Origin of the sequence: Marinomonas sp. PE14-40 (assembly GCF_051623805.1) — a bacterium.
Classification (GTDB): Bacteria; Pseudomonadota; Gammaproteobacteria; order Pseudomonadales; family Marinomonadaceae; genus Marinomonas.
Window position 1 is genome coordinate 2060618 of sequence record NZ_CP130700.1, and the last position, 21070, is coordinate 2081687.

The 21070-nt window shown below is 42.8% G+C and carries 16 protein-coding genes; 11 read left to right on the forward strand and 5 right to left on the reverse strand.

The window, feature by feature from the left end; all coding sequences use genetic code 11:
- Positions 1–72: 72 nt before the first annotated feature.
- From Q0A08_RS09445 to Q0A08_RS09455, 3 genes are all read right to left on the reverse strand, one after another.
- The gene (locus Q0A08_RS09445; protein ID WP_438466633.1) at positions 73–951 is read right to left on the reverse strand and encodes a PhzF family phenazine biosynthesis protein; all 879 of its coding nucleotides are present in this window, start codon (positions 949–951) and stop codon (positions 73–75) included.
- Positions 952–1039: 88 nt separating this feature from the next.
- Complete coding sequence (locus tag Q0A08_RS09450) at positions 1040–1384, reverse strand: MerR family transcriptional regulator (protein ID WP_438466635.1); 345 nt, start codon at positions 1382–1384, stop codon at positions 1040–1042.
- Between the two features lie 51 nt (positions 1385–1435).
- Positions 1436–1882 (reverse strand): hypothetical protein, encoded by a 447-nt coding sequence (locus Q0A08_RS09455; RefSeq protein ID WP_438466637.1) that lies wholly within the window; start codon positions 1880–1882, stop codon positions 1436–1438.
- Between the two features lie 442 nt (positions 1883–2324).
- On the opposite strand from Q0A08_RS09455, the gene Q0A08_RS09460 reads away from it, so the two are divergent.
- The 8 genes from Q0A08_RS09460 (at position 2325) to Q0A08_RS09495 (ending at position 11931) form a co-directional block, all read left to right on the forward strand.
- Entirely contained in the window at positions 2325–3299 is a 975-nt protein-coding gene (locus Q0A08_RS09460) for a dipeptidase (protein WP_438466639.1), read from the forward strand.
- Positions 3299–3841, forward strand: a complete 543-nt coding sequence (locus Q0A08_RS09465) for a DUF5943 domain-containing protein (protein ID WP_438466640.1) — start codon at positions 3299–3301, stop codon at positions 3839–3841. Before Q0A08_RS09460 ends, Q0A08_RS09465 begins: the two co-directional genes overlap by 1 nt.
- 133 nt (positions 3842–3974) lie before the next feature.
- On the forward strand, positions 3975–6032 hold the full coding sequence (locus tag Q0A08_RS09470) for an FAD-dependent oxidoreductase (protein ID WP_438466642.1): 2058 nt from the start codon (positions 3975–3977) through the stop codon (positions 6030–6032).
- 144 nt (positions 6033–6176) lie between these two features.
- Positions 6177–8159 (forward strand): (Fe-S)-binding protein, encoded by a 1983-nt coding sequence (locus Q0A08_RS09475; protein WP_438466644.1) that lies wholly within the window; start codon positions 6177–6179, stop codon positions 8157–8159.
- A complete protein-coding gene (locus tag Q0A08_RS09480) occupies positions 8159–9385 on the forward strand; it encodes an electron transfer flavoprotein subunit alpha/FixB family protein (protein ID WP_438466646.1) in 1227 nt (408 codons plus the stop codon). Before Q0A08_RS09475 ends, Q0A08_RS09480 begins: the two co-directional genes overlap by 1 nt.
- Positions 9375–10151, forward strand: coding sequence for an electron transfer flavoprotein subunit beta (locus Q0A08_RS09485; protein WP_438466648.1), 777 nt, complete (start codon positions 9375–9377; stop codon positions 10149–10151). Before Q0A08_RS09480 ends, Q0A08_RS09485 begins: the two co-directional genes overlap by 11 nt.
- Positions 10152–10342: 191 nt before the next feature.
- On the forward strand, positions 10343–11149 hold the full coding sequence (locus Q0A08_RS09490; protein WP_438466650.1) for an AraC family ligand binding domain-containing protein: 807 nt from the start codon (positions 10343–10345) through the stop codon (positions 11147–11149).
- Positions 11150–11304: 155 nt separating this feature from the next.
- Positions 11305–11931: a LysE family translocator gene (locus Q0A08_RS09495; RefSeq protein WP_438466651.1), complete on the forward strand. Its 627-nt coding sequence runs from the start codon at positions 11305–11307 to the stop codon at positions 11929–11931.
- Between the two features lie 104 nt (positions 11932–12035).
- On the opposite strand, the gene Q0A08_RS09500 is transcribed toward Q0A08_RS09495, so the two are convergent.
- Positions 12036–12878, reverse strand: a complete 843-nt coding sequence (locus tag Q0A08_RS09500; protein WP_438466653.1) for an SPOR domain-containing protein — start codon at positions 12876–12878, stop codon at positions 12036–12038.
- A gap of 122 nt (positions 12879–13000) precedes the next feature.
- Positions 13001–13417 carry a YqaA family protein gene (locus tag Q0A08_RS09505; RefSeq protein WP_438466655.1) on the reverse strand — a complete coding sequence of 139 codons (417 nt, stop codon included), beginning with the start codon at positions 13415–13417 and terminating at the stop codon, positions 13001–13003.
- Positions 13418–13700: 283 nt separating this feature from the next.
- Between Q0A08_RS09505 and Q0A08_RS09510 the strand changes: the two genes are divergently transcribed.
- From Q0A08_RS09510 to glgB, 3 genes are all read left to right on the forward strand, one after another.
- Entirely contained in the window at positions 13701–15335 is a 1635-nt protein-coding gene (locus tag Q0A08_RS09510) for a methyl-accepting chemotaxis protein (protein WP_438466657.1), read from the forward strand.
- 318 nt (positions 15336–15653) lie between these two features.
- Positions 15654–18773, forward strand: coding sequence for a glycoside hydrolase family 15 protein (locus Q0A08_RS09515; protein WP_438466659.1), 3120 nt, complete (start codon positions 15654–15656; stop codon positions 18771–18773).
- Positions 18774–18836: 63 nt separating this feature from the next.
- The gene (gene glgB, locus Q0A08_RS09520; RefSeq protein ID WP_438466661.1) at positions 18837–21005 is read left to right on the forward strand and encodes a 1,4-alpha-glucan branching protein GlgB; all 2169 of its coding nucleotides are present in this window, start codon (positions 18837–18839) and stop codon (positions 21003–21005) included.
- Positions 21006–21070: the final 65 nt, after the last annotated feature.

Genomic DNA, 21070 nt, shown 5'->3' on the forward strand with positions numbered 1-21070 from the left:
TGGTCAGATTAAATAATCATGATTTTCACGCTTTTAAATGTATTTCGTGATCAAAAATTTATGTTAATCATTTCAAGCATTCACACTGAACCAACTGCTCACTTTGGCTTTACCACCCACACTGAGGCTTTTTATCTCTCCTTCTTCAAGCACTAGCTCAGCATTTAAAAGGCTCGGGGAAGGGACTTTCATGGCATAACCTTGCTCTATGATGAAACTGCTTTGATTTATCTTTTTCTGATCATAGAGGTAGCAAGCAAGTGGACCTGCCGCCATACCCGTTGCCGCCTCTTCCAAAATGCCATATCTCGGACCAAACATACGGCTGGTCGCAGCAGAAGACTCTAGATGGGTATCTAGACTGAAAACATAATATCCAATCAGATCTAACGCTTCTGAGATGGTTTGAATCAAATCATAATCAGGTGAGATATCTGCTAGTGTTTGTTTGTCTTTTACTCCGACTAACAAGAATGAGTTCCCTGTATTTACCAGAATAGCCTCGTCACTCACCTCTTCTGAGGTTAGGTTAAGAGAGCTTAGCACCCGCGCTTGATACTCTGGCAAAGCTTGGTAACTTGGTGCCAGTTGCGCCATAAAAGCGGATCCGTTAGTAATGGAGACGGCACGGATACCATCTATGGTTTCTTTTGAGGTATTTTCTTGCGGGACTAAGCCTCTACTAGCAAGCAAATTAAACGTCGCAATGGTTGCGTGGCCACAATGGGCAATTTGACGAGTTGGGGTAAAGAAATCTAATTTAAAGTCCGCAACATCAGATTGAGAAACAAATGCGGTTTCAGATAAGCCCACTTGTTTTGCTATGCTCAATTTTTGTGCGTGACTTAACTCATCCGCATTAAGCACAACACCAGCAGGGTTACCTCCCACTGACTGCCCATCCTGAGTCTGAGTCACAAAGGCATTCACAATAGCGACATCTAGTTTCATTTTTATTAACTCCTACTTTATGTTTTAAGCCCTAGAAATAAGCTTTTTCTAGTAGCGATAAAGTGAGGTTAACAAGTTAGAGCATACTCTAAGTCAAACCTTTTAAGCGTTTAATTTTCTCGCTGGTCACATCAATATAATGATGTATATCTTCTTGCTGATTCTTAAGATTTAACAAATGTTGTTCCAGTATATCTGTCGCTAAGGGGTTATCATCCGCATCAAAAGCAGCAACATAGGTCTTAATTTTATTCAGAGACATACCCGACTTTTTTAAACAGGCAACCCAGTTTAATAGTTCCACTTCCTTTTCGCTGAAAGCCCTATGACCACTGGCATCTTTATTTGGCGTCTTAACTAACCCCTGCTTTTCATAGTAACGAATGGTATAGGTACTAAGGCCAGTTTTACGGCTTACATCGGCGATTTTCATTCTGAAATTCTTTATCCTTTTTAATGCTTGAGAGGCCCAAGAATGGATAACTTACGAGAGCTTTCCTTGCTTATCTAAATATTTCAAATAAATAAAACAACTCAAACAACCGCTCCAAACAATGCTAACGATAGTAATACCAAGGCTGCCAGCTACTTCTAACCAATTTTGAGTAAAGACCCAAAAAGTAATAGAGCTGATGTCGAACACAAGTAAGGTTAAACACCAAAAAATGGCACTTTGCTTCATCTGATATAAAGAAATTAGCACCAAGCTAGCTAAGGAAATATTGCCAATAAATTTTACTAAGAAGCTAGTATTGTTAAAAAATGCTTGATTGGCAAAATCACGTGGCATCACATCAAGGCAATGCACCATGATTGCGACGAAGCAATGACAAATCATCAAAGCAAAAAAAACAATATAAATACATAACAGGGTCGGTTTTTGCACTGTAAGTCGAAAATTTTCATCCGTATCATGGGAAGAATGTAGCAAGAGGTTTTCCTAAATTATTCAAATACACTTTTGGAATAATACTAAACAAGCCCTCTCTAATATAGAGACATCCCTAATTAACGCCCTACACTTACCTATAAACGACAAACTCAAATATTGCTCGCACTTTCATCGATCAATCATGCACAACAAACAACCTGAAAACACACAAAATTAGGACGCTAATGGGCAAAAAACACACCTAATTTTGCACATCAAGCCTATCAAATAAGAACTCATCTCACCTAGAGCCCGCTCTTTATAAGGCATTGACGCAAATTTATTAGCGCTGACGCAGGCGAGATAAGCTCTGTCGTTTTTAAGCAGATCACCATTAAGGTGCAGTGGCAGACTGATGCAATCTAAAGAAGATGCAACTGAGCTATGTTTGTCACAGGTCAAACACTCTTGCATTACAAGCAAATTACAACCGGAGACTTTTATGAGCAGCTTGCACAAGGATTCTATTATTATTGATGGACTTGTTATCGCTAAAGTTAACAGGGAGCTATTCGAAGACATGCACAAGGGTGGCTTAACGGCTGCTAACTGCACGGTGTCAGTTTGGGAAGGATTTCAAGGTACGGTTAATAATTTGGTTGAGATGAACAACCTCATCGAAGAAAGCAATGATTTGGTGATGCAAGTTCATTCCACAAAGGACATCTTAAAAGCGAAAGAGCTTGGTAAAACAGGCATCATCTACGGTTTCCAAAACGCTCACGCATTTGAAGATCAAATCGGTTATGTCGAAATCTTCAAGAAGTTAGGTGTGGGCATTGTTCAAATGGCTTACAACACACAAAACCTTGTTGGCACTGGCTGTTACGAAAGAGATGGCGGCCTATCTGGATTCGGTCATGAAATCGTTGCCGAAATGAACCGTGTTGGTGTGATGTGTGACCTATCTCACGTAGGTAGCAAAACATCTGAAGAAGTGATTCTTGCCTCTAAAAAGCCAGTTTGTTACTCACACTGCCTACCTTCAGGTTTGAAAGAGCACCCTCGTAACAAGTCTGATGAAGAGCTTAAATTCATAGCCGATCACGGCGGCTTTGTTGGCGTTACCATGTTTACACCTTTCCTTAAAGCCGGTATCCACGCCACAGTTCATGACTATGTAGAAGCAATCGAATACGTCGTAAATCTATGTGGTGAAGACAATGTCGGTATTGGTACTGACTTTACTCAAGGCCAAGACCAACAATTCTTTGAGTGGTTAACACACGACAAAGGCTATGCTCGTCGCCTAACACGCTTTGGCGAAATCGTTAACCCACTTGGAATTCGCACCATTGGCGAATTCCCTAACCTAACTGATGCTTTAAGCGCTCGCGGTTGGTCAGATTCTAAAGTTGAAAAAATCATGGGCCGTAACTGGGTCAACGTTCTTGAAGATGTATGGGGAGAAAAATAATGTCACAAAAACCAGGTACTCACGCACCAGAAATGCCAATCGAAGTTAACAATGACACTGGCGTATGGACAACCGACGCACTACCTATGCTGTATGTGCCACGTCATTTCTTTATCAATAACCACATGGGTATTGAAGAAGAGTTAGGCGCTGAAGTTTACGCACAAGTACTATATAAAGCAGGTTATAAGTCGGCTTACTACTGGTGTGAGAAAGAAGCTGAATGCCACGGCATTAGCGGTGTTGATGTATTCGAACACTATATGAAGCGTCTTTCTCAGCGTGGTTGGGGCATTTTCACAACACAATCTATCGATCTTGAAGCAGGTACTTGTACTGTTCGTCTTGATCACTCTGCGTTTGTTCTACAAATGGGCCAAGTTAATCGTAAAGTTGATTACATGTTTACTGGCTGGTTTGCCGGTGCCATGGATCAAATTGCACAAAGCTTAGGCTATAAAGTGAAAACTCAAGCGGTTCAAACCCAGTGTGCGGCCGAAGAAGGCATTGAATTTGGTCTATTTGAAGTAACACCGCTATAAAGCAAAAGGCCGCTGCGGCGGCCTTTTGTTAATTTAAGATTTCGCTGACGATTCTACTTACTATTATAAATACAACGGGTCATTGAGACGGACACAAAATAAAGTCCGTTCGATTTGTTAGAGGACAGTACACATGGCTTATGAATCCCTTTTTCAACCACTAAACATTAATAAATTGACCATTCGTAACCGAATTGTCAGTACCGCCCACGCTGAGGTTTATGCAACAGATGGCGGTATGACAACTGATCGTTACGTTAAATACTATGAAGAAAAAGCCAAAGGTGGCTGTGGTCTGTGTATTTGTGGTGGTTCCAGTGTGGTTTCCATTGATAGTCCTCAAGGGTGGTGGAGCTCGGTTAACCTATCAACCGACCGTATTATCCCCCATTTCCAAAATTTAGCGGATGCTGTGCATAAGCACGGTGGACGCATCATGATCCAAATTACCCATATGGGACGCCGCTCTCGTTGGGACGGTGGCAATTGGTCTAACCTACTTTCTCCTTCTGGTATCCGTGAGCCAGTTCACCGTGCTACCTGTAAAGTCATCGAAGAAGAAGAAATTCATCGCATCATCAAAGACTATGCTCAAGCCGCTCGTCGTGCCAAAGAAGGTGGTCTAGACGGTGTAGAACTATCTGCTGTACACCAGCACTTGATCGACCAATTTTGGTCTCCTCGTGTAAACCAGCGTGATGATGAATGGGGCGGTAGCTTCGAAAACCGTATGCGCTTTGGTATGGAAGTACTAAAAGCCGTACGTGAAGAAGTAGGCCCAGACTTTGTGGTTGGCTTGCGTATCTGTGGTGACGAATTCCACCCAGACGGTCTTAACCAAGATGACATGAAAGAGATTGCGAAATACTACAATGACACAGGTCTTGTTGATTTCTTTGGTGTTGTCGGCTCTGGTTGTGATACTCACAACACTTTGGCTAACGTTATTCCTAACATGAGTTACCCGCCTGAGCCATTCCTACACTTGGCAGCAGGTATTAAAGAAATCGTTGATGTGCCTGTTATTCACGCACAAAACATTAAAGATCCAAACCAAGCTGAGCGTATTCTCGATGCGGGTTATGTTGATTTTGTCGGTATGACACGTGCCCACATTGCTGACCCTCACTTGATTGCCAAAATCAAGATGAACCAGGTGGACCAAATCCGTCAATGTGTCGGCGCTAACTATTGTATCGACCGTCAGTATCAAGGTTTGGACGTTCTTTGTATTCAAAACGCAGCAACATCACGTGAACACATGGATATGCCTCACCTATTTGAAAAAACCACAGGCAAAATTCAAAATGCGGTTGTCGTCGGTGGTGGTCCTGCGGGTATGGAAGCAGCACGTGTGCTGGCTGAACGTGGACACAAGGTAACCCTAATCGAAAGAGCACCAGAACTAGGTGGTCAAATCACGATCGCATCTAAAGCGCCACAACGTGACCAAATTGCGGGTATTACGCGTTGGTTCGCTCTTGAATTAGCACGTCTTGGGGTTGATTTGAAACTGGATACAGCAGCTGATGCAGCCATGATTCGTGATATGAATGCGGACCTTGTTATCTTAGCAACAGGGGGCACACCTTTCCTTGAGCAAAACCCTCATTGGGGTGCGGCAGAAGGCTTGGTTGTTAGCTCTTGGGATATCCTAAATGGCACAGTTGCACCGGGCGAAAACGTCTTGGTTTACGATACGATTTGTGAATTCTCAGGTATGTCTGCGGCTGATTACCTATCAAGCAATGGCGCGAAAGTTGAACTTGTCACTGACGATACTAAACCAGGTGTGGGTATCGGCGGTACAACCTTCCCGACTTACTATAGAAGCTTGTATCAAAAAGAAGTCATCATGACTTCGGATATGATTCTAGAAAAAGTTTACCGCGAAGGTGACAAGTTGGTGGCGCTGCTTGAGAACGAATACACAGGCCAGCAGGAAGAACGCTTGATTGACCAAGTTGTGGTTGAAAACGGTGTACGCCCTAACGAAGTGCTTTACTACGAGCTAAAAGCAGACTCTATCAATAAAGGCCAGATGGATATCGAAGCACTTTATGAAGGCAAACTTCAGCCGGCCATTAAAGATGCTAACGGTATGGTGTTATTCCGCATCGGTGACTGTGTGTCACAGCGAAATACACACGCAGCTATCTATGACGCATTACGTTTATGTAAAGAAATCTAAAGCCTGCTAGGTGCTCACAAAAGTGAGTACCTTAACACAGCTTTAACTCCCTTCTCCTAGGCGACTACTCAGCCTAGGGGAAGTTTTAACACAGCTAAATTGAGCCTGCTTTTAAGGCTCTTTTCTTTAGATGGATGAGTTAGCATGCTAAATTCGCTATTACCTTCATTACTACCTTTCTTGGTTGTCTTAACCCTAAGTTTATGGGTGATTGGCGCCATTCGTCGCGTTAATATGTGGCGTCAGGGACAAGACAATCCCGTTGCTTTTTTCCCTGCGATCAAAGCCATTATTCCGCGTTATCTCAATGACCTTCACCATGTGGTGGAGCGTGATAAATACATAAGTAATACCCATGTTGCCACCGCTGGCGGCTTTGTTTTATCCATGGTGCTTATTATTCTTGTATACGTTTTCGGACTGGCACCAGAGATTCTTGGTAAGCTTTTATTGGCTTCCCTTGCAATGATGTTTGTCGGTGCGTGTTTTGTCGCTAAACGTCGCATTAACCCTCCAAGTCGTCTATCTAAAGGCCCTTGGATGCGTTTACCTAAGAGCCTAATTAGTTTCTCTCTAAGCTTTTTCATTCTGACCTTACCCGCTTCCGGTGTTATTTCGGCGGATGCTTTTGGCTGGGTTCTAGTGGTGATTCTTTCTGCCTTTAGCTTTATGGGTTTAAGTGAAATGCTATTTGGCATGACTTGGGGTGGCCCAATGAAGCATGCTTTTGCGGGTGCGCTACATTTAGGTTTTCACCCACGCCAAGATAGATTCAATGGCGGTCGCTCAACAGGTCTTAAAGCCTTGGACTTGAATCGCCCTATGGTAGATAAAGATGCCAAACTTGGTGTCGAGATGCCATCAGACTTCAAATGGAACCAGTTATTAGGCTTTGATGCTTGTGTACAATGTGGACGTTGCGAATCTATGTGTCCCGCTTTTGCTGCAGGCCAACCGCTAAACCCGAAAAAAGTCATTCAAGATATTGTGATCGGCATGAGCCATGCGCAAGATGCCACCACAGAAGCAAACTACTATGGTTCTCCTTATCCAGAAAACCAAGGCGTTGAAGTTAAAGACCACACAGGTGATATGCACCAGCCTATCGTCAATGGTCTGATCGAACCTGAAACACTTTGGTCCTGTACCACTTGTCGTGCCTGTGTTGAAGAATGCCCAATGTTCATCGAGCATGTGGACGCCATTGTTGATATGCGCCGCTTCTTAACGTTAGAAAAAGGCCAAACACCGGGACAAGGTTCGCAGGTTATCGACAACCTGATTGCCACAGATAACCCCAATGGTTATAACCCAACCCATAGAATGAACTGGGCGGCAGATCAAAACCTACCACTAATGAAAGACGTTAAACGTACACAAGTTTTGTTATGGATGGGTGATGCAGCTTTTGATATGCGCGGTCAACGCACATTAAGAGCGGTAGTGAAGCTATTACGCTCTGCTAATGTGGAATTTGCTGTACTAGGTAATGAAGAGAAAGACTCAGGTGATTTAGCTCGTCGTTTAGGGGATGAAGCGACTTTCCAACGTCTTGCTAATGCCAATATTGCTACATTGCGTCAATATCACTTTGATATGATAGTGACCGCAGACCCACACTCTTTCCATGTTATTGGCAATGAGTATGGTGAATTGGGTGGTCAATATAAAGTCTTGCACCATACCACCTTTATGAACGAACTAAGCGAGTCTGGTCGTCTACACTTAAAAGATGATTTACGCGGCAAAGTGACCTATCACGATCCGTGTTACCTTGGCCGTTATAATGGCGAATTTGAAGCACCGAGATCACTACTTAAGTCTATGGGTGCAGATTTCGTTGAGATGGAGCGAAGTAATTTCCGTTCACGCTGTTGTGGCGGTGGTGGCGCAGCCCCTATTACTGATATTCCAGGTGAGAAACGTATCCCTGATATGCGTATCGACGATGCGAATGCCACAGGCGCTGAGATAGTCGCGGTTGCCTGCCCTCAATGTGCTCTGATGTTAGAAGGTGTGGTAACCCCTAGACCTGAAATTAAAGACATTGCTGAGTTATTAGTGGAGCAGTTAGTGATACAAGATGCTGCTGAATCTAATAAACAAACTCCTGCGGAGGTTTATTAATGGCTAATCATGTTAAACGCGTTGATCCGCATTTAGAGCGTATCAAACGTAATCGATTACACCCAAGGCATTTAGAGCTAACTGCGACGGCTATCTCTATGGGACCTAATGGCATTATTCGTAAAGACCCTCACAAAGTGGGCTTTATGGGGCCAAACGGTATCAAGCGTATTGACCGTGCTAACCTCAATCAGGCTTCTGGCAATGTTGTCAGCCAGATGCAGATTGAAGAGCAAAAACCAAAACATACTGTTGAGTCACCGACGCGTTATATCGTGGTACTACCTGATCTTGCTGCTGGGCGTTTATCGTCACACGATAAAGATGTATTGGGTTATGCCCATACCTTAGCGAATGAAAATACCGCGGTTATAGCCATTGCGTTTGGAGAACATAAAGAATCAAGTTGGCAAGATGCTGGCGTGGATCGCTTATTAGAATTAAATGACGATATCTACCAAGGTTTCTCGCCAGAAACTCGCATCCAAGCCTTGGTGCAACTTGAGCAATCTCTGGATGTTGCCCATTTCTTATTCCCAGATTCCATTGACGGTGGTGCAGATCTCGGCCGTCGTTTTGCGGCAGAACTAGACTCTCGTCCTGTGACTCACGGCTGGAAACCACTAGAAGACAGCATTATTTGTCGTGCTTCTGCTGGTACTCAAGACCTGACTAAAACATTAAGCAAAGTCATGTTGCTTGATGCCGAAGTCGCTGACCCAATTGACGAAATGCAGCACGCTGCCAGCACTCTGGATGAGCTTGAGCTAGCAGTTTCTGCTAAAGCCTTGATTAATGACCTTGGTATGTTAGCGGTTAACCCTGCCGATATTAGCCTTTCTGTTGCACCATTTATTCTTTCTGGCGGTAATGGTATTCGTGATTGGGATACTTTCCATCAAGCAGCAACCGTCTTGGGGGCAACCGAAGGCGCAAGCCGTGTGGCAGTGGATGATGGCTTTATGCCAAGACATCGCCAAGTGGGTGCATCCGGTATTTGGGTGAGTGCTCGAGTCTATATTGCCGTGGGGATTTCAGGTGCGGTACAGCATCTCCAAGGTATCTCTCAAGTAGATAAGGTCATTGCCATTAACACCAATACCAAGTGTGACATGATCAAACGTGCTGATTTAAGCATCATTGCTGACAGTACCGATATTCTTAACGCCCTAGTTGAACTAGTGCAGGCCCAAGAAGTTAGCGAGGGAGAATCACATGCCGCTTAGTCAACTAACGACACATACACTTCTCTCTTTAGGTAAACACCCGCTTTCTGGTCGAACACGCCGTGCAGAGCAAGACGCTAAAGCCTTTGAACTTGCCGCAAAACTAGGTCAATGCCTAGGCTTACATGCTGGTAACTACCAAGATGCTGATGCACTTAAATCTTTTGCCGGCATGTCTATTGCCCCTGTTTGCATCCTTGAGATAGAGCAGAACTCTGATCCAGTGGCTGCTCTTAGTGCTTATTTCAAGCAAACTAAGAGCGATATCATACTCACAGGTAGTCAAGCGGAAAGAGGCGAAAGCTCAGGCATGCTACCCTACTTACTCGGAAAATCATTGGATCTACCTGTGATCAACCAAGTTTGTGAAGTGGAGCAAACAGAAGCAGGGCTAAACATTACTCAGGCTTTACCAAGAGGGGCAAGACGCGCAATAAGTGTTAAACCACCTTGTATACTCATCATAGATGAGAGTGCGCCTGAAGCCAGACAAACCGCCTATGGCGCAGCTATGCGTGCCGAAGTGGGTAAGCTACAAGGTTATAACGAAACCGATACCGATGCGGCGAATTTTAACTTTGAAGACGCCCGTAAAAAGCCTAAGCGTATGAAGAAGATCAAAGCAAAAACCGCTGCAGATCGCTTTAAAGCAGCAACTGTGTCTCAAGCTAAAGGCGGCCAGGTAATTGAGCCTAAGACTAGCCAAGAAGGGGCAGAAGCGATTCTTAAACTGTTAAAAGAAGAAGGCTTAGTAAAAACAAACTAACTATTTGCAAAATTAAGCTAATTAGTAAAACCAGCTTCGGCTGGTTTTTTGCTTTATGAGTCCAGTTAATTTCCTACCATTTGTCTTGAAAGTTGATCAAACTGATCAATTTTATCCTATACAGTTTCACCAGTTCCAAGGCTATAATCTCTTTAAACAGAGGTCATTTAAGTTACTGAGATAATAAAAACATGAGCGTGGAAACATCAAAAATTTGGAGAAGTGATACCTTTAAAGGCGTCGAACTTCTCTCTGCTCGCTACAACAAATTTGAGTTTTCAAAGCATTGGCATGATGAACTAGCCATTGGCATGATTGAAGAAGGTGCTGAGGGGTTATATTATCGCGGCCAAAACTTAGTCATTCCCAAAAGACATATAGTCGCGATTAATCCTGGCGAAGTACATACTGGCTTCTCAGGCTCAAAGCAGGGTTGGCAGTATCGTATGTTCTACTTTAATTTAGCTGAACTTGCCACTCAATTTTCCCAGCGAGACTTGCCTATTAACCCTATTATTGATTCTCCAAAGATCTATGATGAAGCACTCTTTGATAGCTTACGACAGTTGCATATATCCTTAGAGGAACCTGCTTTCCTGTTAAGTAAAGAGTCTTTATTTGTATTGGCGCTTGATAAACTTTTCACTCAGTATGGCTCAGCTAAAGAACAGGCTTATCTAGGGATATCAAAAGCGGCAAGCTATAGAGCAAGAGATTATATCCATGATAATTTTGACGCTAACCCATCATTAACTGAACTAGAAGCTGTCACGAATTGCTCAAAGTTTCAATTGATCAAACACTTTAAAACCCTGTTTGGCATCACGCCACATCAATACTTAATCCTCATTAAAGTACAAAAAGCGAAAGGTCTACTCGCTAATGGCGCAAGCTGTGTAGAGGCTTCGCTCGCCTGTGGCTTTTATGATCAAAGCCACTTCACTCGTAATTTTAAAAAGGCCTTCGGTACTTCTCCATCAAATTATCAAATCCTCTAGTTATTAAACGCTCTACTTTTTAAGTTTTCTATAAGTAACGCTTCACACTATCAGCACTAACATAAGTAATCTCTTCAAACCTCAAGGGTCAATTTCATACAAGAGACTCAGGCTTCTATCGAATAAAATTCACCTTCATTATTAGGAGGATTTGTATGAGTTTATTTTTAATTTGGTTAGGGGTGATGTTTCCCCTAGTGTTTAGCCCGGGTCCTGCCAACATAGTATTTGCAGCATCAGGTGCAAGTGTTGGAGTGAAACGATCTATTCCATTAATCGCGGGTGTCGATACAGTCTTTTTAGTGAAATCCATCATCATAGGTTTTGGGCTAGGCGAAGTATTAGAGTCTCAGCCTGAACTGATGAACACTATGCAATTATTAGGCGCTTTTTACTTATTCTATTTAGCCTATAAATTTGTTCAGAGCAGCACTTCTAAACTTGATAAAGAGTCACAGTCTCTTGGGTTCATTGATGGGTTAATAGTGCAAGCATTAAACTCTAAGGGCTGGTTAATGGTCTTTTTAATGTTCACGTTATTTTCTGATCAAGCCCAACAAGAATTTGGACAGCAAGGCATCATGCTACTAATTATCTGGCTCGCCATCTTAAACATTTCTATCCATTTTCTTTGGGTTTCCATTGGCGATTTATTGTCAAAAATATCGCGTAGTCCTACCTATGAAATGGCACTAAATTACCTTTATGCCGCTAGCTTAGCCCTTGTTAGTGCTTGGCTACTGATTGAGAATCCTATGCTGATAACACTCTTTAATCACTAATCATTTAAGACATCAAATGTACACTGGAGAGTTAACCAAACAACAGATATTAAAAAAGGACCTCTCGGTCCTTTTTTAATTGGCTTGTTTCTTAGCGAGTTTGCTTAGAAGGGTTCGCCATAATAATCGCTAACAAGGCAATCTTGACGACTTAGTACTAGCTGCTTACAAGTATCAACAGCAATTCGCTTATCGTAGTAAGGGCCAACTTTTAAACGGTAGTACTGTTTACCTTTCACAGTGGCCATCTCAATGACGGGCTCTTTACCTGCTAATAGGGTTCTAAACTTAGTCGAAATTGGCGCCCAAGCCCGGTTAGCACCCGCTTCTGAACGGTGAGAAACTAACTGTAAACCATACTCACCAGGGGTTTTCTTACGCTTTGTTGTTTTTTGATCTGCTGCTTTTTTCATGAACTCAGCACGAACATAGTTATCATTCGGTACTTCATATTCTTTTTCGCGAGTCATGGCTTCTTCTGCTTTCGCTTCTTCCATTAGACTCATTTCAAGATCTGTCATCATCAGATCTTCAGCATCAATTTTATTCATTTTCGCAACAACAGGATCTTCACGCAGCGGCGCTACTTTTGCTTTAATCTTATCCGCTGTCATTTCTTCCGTGTCCATTTTTTCACTGGCAGCCATTTTTTCAGTAGGTACCATTTTAGTACCAGCTGTTGAATTACCAGATTGAAGCTCAGCAATTTCACCTTCTAACTTGGCGATTTTAGCTTCAAGCTGAAGTACATTATCAATTTTAGGTTTAATGCTTTCCCACTCAGCAACGGACTGTGCCATTTGCTGTTCCATGGTGATAGGTTGTGTCTCAACAACATTGCCTGCTGGTGTTAACATAGAACAGCCCTGTAGAGCTGTGACGGCTAGTGCAAATGCAGATAGCTTAGTCAGTTTTTTGGTTGAAGTAGCAGCGAGTTCTAGTTTCACGTCAATTCCTTAGCGTTATCAGCGTTCAATTCTTAATCATGATTCTAGCGGGATTAAATTTTAACGTCACCCTAAAAAAGCACTTAGCCTAGAATAAATCGTGATCAAACAATGAATTGAGCCTAAATAACCAAGAATAAGAGCATTGAGTATCGCAATGACTTTCCGATTAGGACTAAAACGAAAAAGGTAATAAAGTTCACTTTAAGCAAACCAGCCACAAAACAGAGCGGATCTCCGATGATAGGTAACCAAGCAAAGAGCAAACTTGCTCTGCCATATTTATTAAATCTTACTTGAGCTTTATTTAGCTGTTCTTGAGAAACAGGGAACCACTTCTTCTCTTGAAAGTGCTCAAGGTAGCCTCCTAACCACCAGTTCACACAAGAGCCAAAGGTATTGAAAAGACTAGCAACGATTGCGAGCCCAACAATAGACAGGTTTGTATCATTGGCATAAAGCAATAACAGGGCTTCAGACCCCATGGGCAATAAGGTTGCACTTAAAAAAGCCGTCAGTGCTAGGTATAAATATTCCATAGTGTTAAGCAGTAAATTAAGACCGCGCCATACTAGCATCTCTCATAAATAAAGAACTTAGTTAACATATCAGATATAAGATTTTTTTATGTAATTGCCATTTCTTTTCACAAAACCACTAGTTAATAAAAGAAGGCGTTTAGCTTGATTTATATCAAGTCTTGGCTCAAACATACCAGTAAGCTTGTGGTTAGAAATAAGAATTACTTATAGGTGATTCACTTTTTAACCTAGAAATATGTTCGCTAGTTTCTCTAGTGCAACAGAACAAGTAGGACAAAAAATGCTTAATGCTTTAAATAATATTCAGATACGTTACAAGCTCTGGGCCATCATAGTACTGATGTCGTTAGGCACATCCGGCTTAATTGGCGTCTCGCTTTACTCTCTGTATATGACCCAATTTCAAGACAGACAAGATAGAACCAAGGATTTGGTCGAAGTCGCACACAGCACTCTCAATCATTATTATCAAGATGCTCTAAAACAAGGCAAAGACCAAGGACAAGCAAGACAGCAAGCATTCGAAGTTATTCGAGAATTACGCTACGAAGGCAAAGAGTACTTCTGGATAAATGACATGAACTCGACCATGTTAATGCACCCTATTACCCCAGCACTTGAGGGGAAAGATATGAGCCAGTTTGAAGATGTGAATGGGGTGAGAGTCTTTGCAGAATTCTTAAAAGTCGTCGAAAAAGATGGTGCTGGCTTTGTCGATTACATGTGGCCTAAAGCAGGTGAGACAGACGCTACTGCTAAAAATGCGTATGTGAAAGCTTTTGAACCTTGGAATATTATTATCGGTACGGGTGTTTATCTAGATGCCTTGCATCAGCAGTTCTTCCATAACCTCATACGTTTTGGCATTGCAGTTATCTTACTCACCCTTTTCATTGGTGGTACTGCCTTATTTATTATTTATTTAGTGACCTCTCGGGTCATTATGCTTAAAGACATTATGCTAGGTGTGGCAGAGTCTGGTGACTTAACTCAACGAGTTGATTTTACAAGCACTGATGAGCTTGGTGTGATGGCCTCTTCCTATAATAAGATGATGGAATCCTTCCAACAGGTAGTCAATAAAGTAGGCAGTTCAAGCTCTCAATTAGACAATATCGTCGTGCAATCAAACCAGATCAGTGACAAGACGACACAAGGGGTTGAGACTCAACTTAAAGAAACAGAGCAAACTGCCAGTGCTATGCTCCAAATGGCAGCCAGTGCTCAGCAGGCCAATGACATTTCTGCTGAAGCAAGCAACAAGGCACAAGAGGTGCAGCAACAATCAAAACAAGGTCTAGCTATCATCACCAGCTCCAACGATAGTATCAAAGGCTTGGCTGAAAATGTTGCCCATGCTACCAACTCTATCCATCAACTTAGAAATAGCGTGATGAATATCGAAACCGTGCTTGAGGTAATAGGTCAGGTATCCGATCAAACCAACCTACTCGCCTTAAATGCAGCCATTGAAGCGGCAAGAGCAGGAGAGCAAGGTCGAGGTTTTGCAGTAGTCGCAGATGAAGTCAGACACCTAGCTCAAAGATCACAAGGTTCAGCGGTTGAAATCCAGGACATGATAGAAAGTCTAAGAAACCAAACACTGGCCACGGTAGATATTATGGAAAAAGCACAAACCATGGCCCAAGAAGGCGTTGAGCAAGCGGTTCAAGCGGGTTCTAGTTTCTCGGATATAAACCATGGTATTAAAGAGATTTCGCACTTAAATCAGCAGATTACCTTAGCCTCTCATGAACAAACCCAAGTTGCAGAAGAGATTAGCCGTAACATAAACAATATCAATACGGTGACTGAGGATACCTCCCAAGATAACAAGGCGATGGGAAGCAACATCGTAGAATTAAAACAGTGTGCAGGCCAGCTAAGAAACTTAATCACTGAATTCTCAACCTAGTATTTAGAAAAGATTAAGCAAAATAAAAAAAGCGGTTTATCGTATGATTAACCGCTTTTTTTGTTTTTACACTTTGTCATAGAACTTGCATAAGACTATTTTAGACAGGCAAGATAAGAAGATGCGATAACATGGCTCGATCGTTTTACCTGAGTAGAGACTTATTTGTCTGTCGATAACAAATTGCTACTGGCTAAACATATTTTTGCAACACCTAGGTGTTAATAATAACTAGCCCAGCACTAAACTGACGCTTACGAAAATTTTTATCATTGCTTTTCGATCCAAGCTTTTTTCTCAAATCAAAGGAACTTACCAATGACGTCTGCGATACCTGATAAGTTAGAAACCCTCTATCAACATATTAATCAGGTTATTTTATCTCGGCAGCACCCTGTGACTGGTTTATTTCCTGCCAGTACCAGCATTAACAACCATGGTAATTATACCGATGCCTGGGTGAGGGATAACGTTTATAGTATTCAAGCTATTTGGGCGCTTTACCTTGCCAATAAACGTAATGGCAACCCACAAAAACGTGCCTACGAATTAGAGCACTCCTGTATCAAAATGATGCGTGGTCTTTTATCTGCCATGATGAGACAGACTCGCAAGGTAGAAGCCTTTAAACACAGCCTTAACCCAGCTGATGCGCTGCACGCTAAATACGATACAAAAACCGGCTTAGAAGCTGTGGCGGATGATGCTTGGGGCCATTTGCAAATAGATGCCACCAGCTTCTATCTATTGATGTTGGCACAAATGACCAAAGCGGGTTCTAAGATCATTTTCTCCCGTGACGAAGTTAACTTTATTCAGAACTTAATTTATTACATTTCAAGGACTTACCGTACGCCTGATTATGGGATTTGGGAGCGAGGCAACAAGGTAAATAATGGTAAAGCAGAGATAAACGCCAGCTCTGTCGGCATGGCAAAAGCCGCAATGGAAGCGCTCGACGGCCTTAACCTTTTTGGCGATGATGGCCCTAAGTGGGCGGAGATTCATTCCTTTGCTGATGCGGTTGCCCGTGCCTCATCGGTACTGGCGTCCTTATTGCCAAAAGAGTCTCGCTCTAAAGAGGTAGACAGTGCCCTTTTAAGTATTATTAGCTTCCCAGCTTTTGCGGTTAGAGACATTAAACTTGCACGTAAAACACGCCTTGAAATTATCGATAAGCTAGGGGGCGAATACGGTTGTAAGCGCTTCTTACTTGATGGCCACCAAGTGGCTCTTGAAGATCAAAACCGTATTTATTATGAGTACGATGAGCTCATCAACTTTGAGCATATTGAGTCTGAGTGGCCGCTTTTTTTCACTTACCTTTATATCGACCGCTTGTTTGCCAGAGACTGGGAGAGTGCCAATCACTATCGTCGAAAACTAGAAAGCTTGATGATAGAAAAAGATGGCCAAATGTTACTGCCTGAATTGTATTCTGTGCCCTTTGATAAGGTACAAGCAGAGAAAGAAAACCCAGGCTCTCAAACACGTGTTGCCAATGACAACCTACCACTTGTGTGGGCTCAAAGCCTTTACCTTGTGGGTAAAATGCTTGATGAAGAGCTGATAACCACTCGCGACCTTGATCCAATCGGTTTGCATCCAAGACAGCACCAAAAGCCTGCGGTTAAGACGTCTATGGTCATTTTGGCGCAAACAGAAGCAACCAAAAAACGCCTGCTTGATGCGGGTGTTTTATGCCAAACGCTAGAAGAGATCGCCCCTCTAAAAGTCATGAGTTGTGAACAACTTATTGATACTTATCGCCACCTTGGCGTGTCTAGCAGCTTAGGTTTAAGCGGCCGCCCTTCTCGTGCGTTAAACAGCATGGCGACCTCTCAACTCTTTTGTATTAATGAGCAGAATTATCTGTGTTTGTCGTGGATTCAAAACGAAGACAAAGACTATCGCAAACTAGATCCAGATTTGATAAAAGACTATATTTGCAACGAATTAGACAGTATTCACGAGCACTGGTATTACCCAGCAAATCCTGTGTTTACCCTCTTTATTGAAGATGCCGTCGCGGCTATGAAGCACAGTGATCAGCTATTCGAGTTTCTGCGTCAATTGCAGAATCATGAAACAGAAAATTATGACGTTCTGCCTCAATCAGCTAAGAACGCTTTCAAGTCTGGCATTCGTCGCAGTATTACGCTGGATAAAGATAAAAGCCATTCTTTAGAAGCAAAACTCAGTGTGCATCAAGCCCCTTGGCCTGTCACTCAGGACGAGTTTGAACATCCTTCTATGTCCTTAGTATTAAAGTCTAATGATGAACTGTTATTGCTCCTTAACCAAAAACCAAACATGACCTTAGCGGTTGATTGCTTGCTAGAACTGCATAAGCGCCAAGCCTTGGTGCAAACCATGCCCTTTAGCTCACCAGCCATTACCGCTTATAAGGTGCTTGAATCTGTTTACACCCAAGCCCTGCTTCACGAGAACTGGGGGGCGGTGAGGCAGTTGTTCGCAATATTAATGCAGCCAACCACAGACCTTGCGACCTACATTGCTGATATCACAGTACGCCAGCGCCAGCTTATTTTAGGCGAAGCCCATAAGGCCGAGATACATATTCGCAACCCATTACATCAAAATGAAATCTTTGAACTGATAGAGCGAATCTCACCTAACCCCATCGCGAAGGTGATTTACCATGAACTTATCGCCATAGCCGGTGCACTCATTCGGGCAAAACCTGACTATTTCAATGGAGTTCGCACCATTCGCTTACATCACTTTGCACTGCTTTGCGCCAAACAAGCTGGTATGGATGAAGGAGAAGATGCGTTTTTAACTTTGGCCCAGCTTTCTCCCCACCAGCTTTATCGCATATTTGAACGCGTATTAGATCAAAAGCATCAGGCGCATAATAAAGGTATGTCGGGCTTTTCTTACGGAGAAATGTTCAGCCAAGAGAGAGATGAAGATGAGCTAGATATGACAGATCTAGACTGGTTTGATTGGCGTTTAGAGCAAGGAATGATCACCAAGCTACCAGAAACCTTCTTAACCAAAATATGGTCTGGCCTTAAACATGCAAACCATATTATTTTTGGTGATAAGCAAAGTAATACCGTCTTGGATTGCCAGCTTACCTTAAAATCTATGACCGCAGGGGAAGATACCTTCGCCCTTTTAATTGAACGTTTAACCTATGACATTCACCCAAGCTGGTACAAGAGCCTGATATTTGAAGCATTAAATGCTTACTTGCTTTACTGTGAGACACACCCTGACTGTACTTTCGAAGCCGATGTAAATCTGCCACTGATTGTCAGCCATTGCGTGGAAGAGTTTGTACGTCAAAATAGTCATCATGATTACTCATTAGCAGAAGAAGAGAATGCCGCTTTAATCGAATTTGCCCAACTTCCACCAAGCAAAATCAACCAGTATTTATTGCTTTCTGTGGCAGCACTACATGGTTAGCACACATCACCCTTAATCAAGGATTGAGGGTGATGCTTTCAGATTTAACAGTTGGAGATAGAAATGGATTTACTAGATGATTTGCAACAAGCCAGATGTGCTGACCCCTTTGCTTGTCTTGGATTACAAGACAACTCAAAGACCAAAGGGTTAAGTCTCACGGTTTGGCAACCTGGCGCTTTGGCGATTGATATCCTCGCCCTTGAAGACGATACGCTACTAGGCACCATGGTAAGTAAAGATGATAACGGCCTTTTTTACCTAGACTGGCCTGAGCAAAAAGAACGTTTTCATTATCGCCTTAAGATCCAATATCAAGATCATGAACTGATTCGCCTAGACCCCTATCAGTTCACAGATACCACCTTTAATGATGTACCACACCACAGTGCCACTATGTATCTTAATCAGGGGGCTAATCCCGCTTTCTGTCAGGTTAGTGATGAACTTAGAATCGATGGCACTCGCTTTTGTGTATATGCCCCAGCAGCTCGCTCTATCAGTGTGGTGGGGGACTTTAATGCTTGGGATGGTCGCGCTCATCCTATGGCCAGCAGTGGCGAAGGTTTGTGGCGTTTATTTATTCCTGATGTAGGCACAGGTCAAAAGTACAAATATGAAATTAGAGATAAACATGGGGAGCTCATTCCTCATAAAACAGACCCTTATGCCAGATTAATTGAGCAGTACCCTTCCTTTTCCAGTGTGACTTGGGATAACGGTCAATATGCTTGGCAAGACAAGCCTTGGATGACCCAAGAAAAGCCTGATCATTACCACAAGGCAATGAGTATCTATGAGGTACATCTAGGGTCTTGGCGCCGTAAACATGGGCAACCTCTTACCTTTCGTGAACATGCTGACGAACTGGTAAATTATGTAAAAGAGATGGCCTACACCCATGTAGAATTATTACCTGTATCTGAGCACCCATTTGATGGTTCTTGGGGTTATCAACCCGTTGGGCTTTATGCGGTAACCTCCCGCTTTGGTAATCCCGATGACTTTAAATTCTTGGTGGATAAATTCCATCAAGCCGGCATAGGTGTGATCGTCGATTGGGTACCTGCACACTTCCCTGCAGACAGTCATGGCTTAGCGAATTTTGATGGGGATAAGCAGTACGAATACCCAGACCCTAAAAAAGGTTTTCACCCTGAGTGGAAATCTTTGATCTATGACTTTGGTAAAGAACATGTGGTGAACTACCTCATCAGTAATGCCGTTTACTGGTTAGAAGAATTCCATATTGATGGCCTACGAGTCGACGCTGTTGCCTCCATGTTGTATCTGGATTACTCCCGCGAAGAAGGTGAATGGATTCCCAATGTTGATGGTGGAAATCATAACTACGAAGCCATTAGTTTTTTACGTCGTCTAAATGAAACCATCTATCTCAACCATCCTCGCTGCTTTACCGTAGCCGAAGAGTCTACTGCCTTTGCTGGCGTTTCAAAACCTACCTATTTAGACGGGCTTGGCTTTGGTTTTAAATGGAACATGGGCTGGATGAATGACTCGCTTCAATACATTTCAAAGGACCCAATTCACCGTCAACATCACCATGGAGAAATGACCTTCTCTTTGGCTTATGCCTTTGACGAACAGTTTGTATTGCCTTTATCTCATGATGAAGTCGTACATGGTAAAGGCTCTATGCTCACTAAGATGCCAGGGGACACTTGGCAACAGTTCGCTAACCTAAGAGCCTTTACGGCTTATATGTATTTCCATCCGGGCAAAAAGCTAAATTTCATGGGTAACGAACTTGCTCAGGGTAGAGAGTGGAATCATGATACGAGTCTAGATTGGCACTTATTAGACATAGATTATCACCAAGCTCAGCAGTCGCTTTGCCGTGACCTAAACCAACTTTATCAAGATGAAGCCGCACTGCATTACGACCACAGCTATCAAGGCTTTGAATGGATAAGTTATGACGATAAAGGCAACAGTATTCTAAGCTTTATTCGTCGTGCCAAAGATTCTGATGAAAAACTAGTCGTACTTATCAACTTCACCCCAAATCCACACAATGAATACCGTGTTGGCGTGCCTGATGAAGGCGAGTATCAATTGGTATTTAATACGGATTCTGAGCCCTATAAAGGTAGCCAGTACCCCGTTCCGACAAGTTGTAACACAGACGCTATTGCGAGCCATGGTAAAGATCAAAGCCTTTGCCTACAGGTTCCGCCTCTTGCAGCAATTGCGCTTAAGCTTAAGGCTTAGCGAAGCAGTCCTTGTACACGCCCTTTTCAATGAAAGGGGCAAACAAGCCAACAAGGATAAAAACA

Bases quoted from the DNA above. Each gene is read 5' to 3' on its own strand.
- glgB (WP_438466661.1), top strand. From the start codon at position 18,837: ATGGATTTACTAGATGATTTGCAACAAGCCAGATGTGCTGACCCCTTT.
- Q0A08_RS09465 (WP_438466640.1), top strand. From the start codon at position 3,299: ATGTCACAAAAACCAGGTACTCACGCACCAGAAATGCCAATCGAAGTT.
- Q0A08_RS09510 (WP_438466657.1), top strand. From the start codon at position 13,701: ATGCTTAATGCTTTAAATAATATTCAGATACGTTACAAGCTCTGGGCC.
- Q0A08_RS09495 (WP_438466651.1), top strand. From the start codon at position 11,305: ATGAGTTTATTTTTAATTTGGTTAGGGGTGATGTTTCCCCTAGTGTTT.
- Q0A08_RS09460 (WP_438466639.1), top strand. From the start codon at position 2,325: ATGAGCAGCTTGCACAAGGATTCTATTATTATTGATGGACTTGTTATC.
- Q0A08_RS09490 (WP_438466650.1), top strand. From the start codon at position 10,343: ATGAGCGTGGAAACATCAAAAATTTGGAGAAGTGATACCTTTAAAGGC.
- Q0A08_RS09485 (WP_438466648.1), top strand. From the start codon at position 9,375: ATGCCGCTTAGTCAACTAACGACACATACACTTCTCTCTTTAGGTAAA.
- Q0A08_RS09515 (WP_438466659.1), top strand. From the start codon at position 15,654: ATGACGTCTGCGATACCTGATAAGTTAGAAACCCTCTATCAACATATT.
- Q0A08_RS09450 (WP_438466635.1), bottom strand. From the start codon at position 1,384: ATGAAAATCGCCGATGTAAGCCGTAAAACTGGCCTTAGTACCTATACC.
- Q0A08_RS09445 (WP_438466633.1), bottom strand. From the start codon at position 951: ATGAAACTAGATGTCGCTATTGTGAATGCCTTTGTGACTCAGACTCAG.
- Q0A08_RS09480 (WP_438466646.1), top strand. From the start codon at position 8,159: ATGGCTAATCATGTTAAACGCGTTGATCCGCATTTAGAGCGTATCAAA.
- Q0A08_RS09470 (WP_438466642.1), top strand. From the start codon at position 3,975: ATGGCTTATGAATCCCTTTTTCAACCACTAAACATTAATAAATTGACC.
- Q0A08_RS09505 (WP_438466655.1), bottom strand. From the start codon at position 13,417: ATGGAATATTTATACCTAGCACTGACGGCTTTTTTAAGTGCAACCTTA.
- Q0A08_RS09475 (WP_438466644.1), top strand. From the start codon at position 6,177: ATGCTAAATTCGCTATTACCTTCATTACTACCTTTCTTGGTTGTCTTA.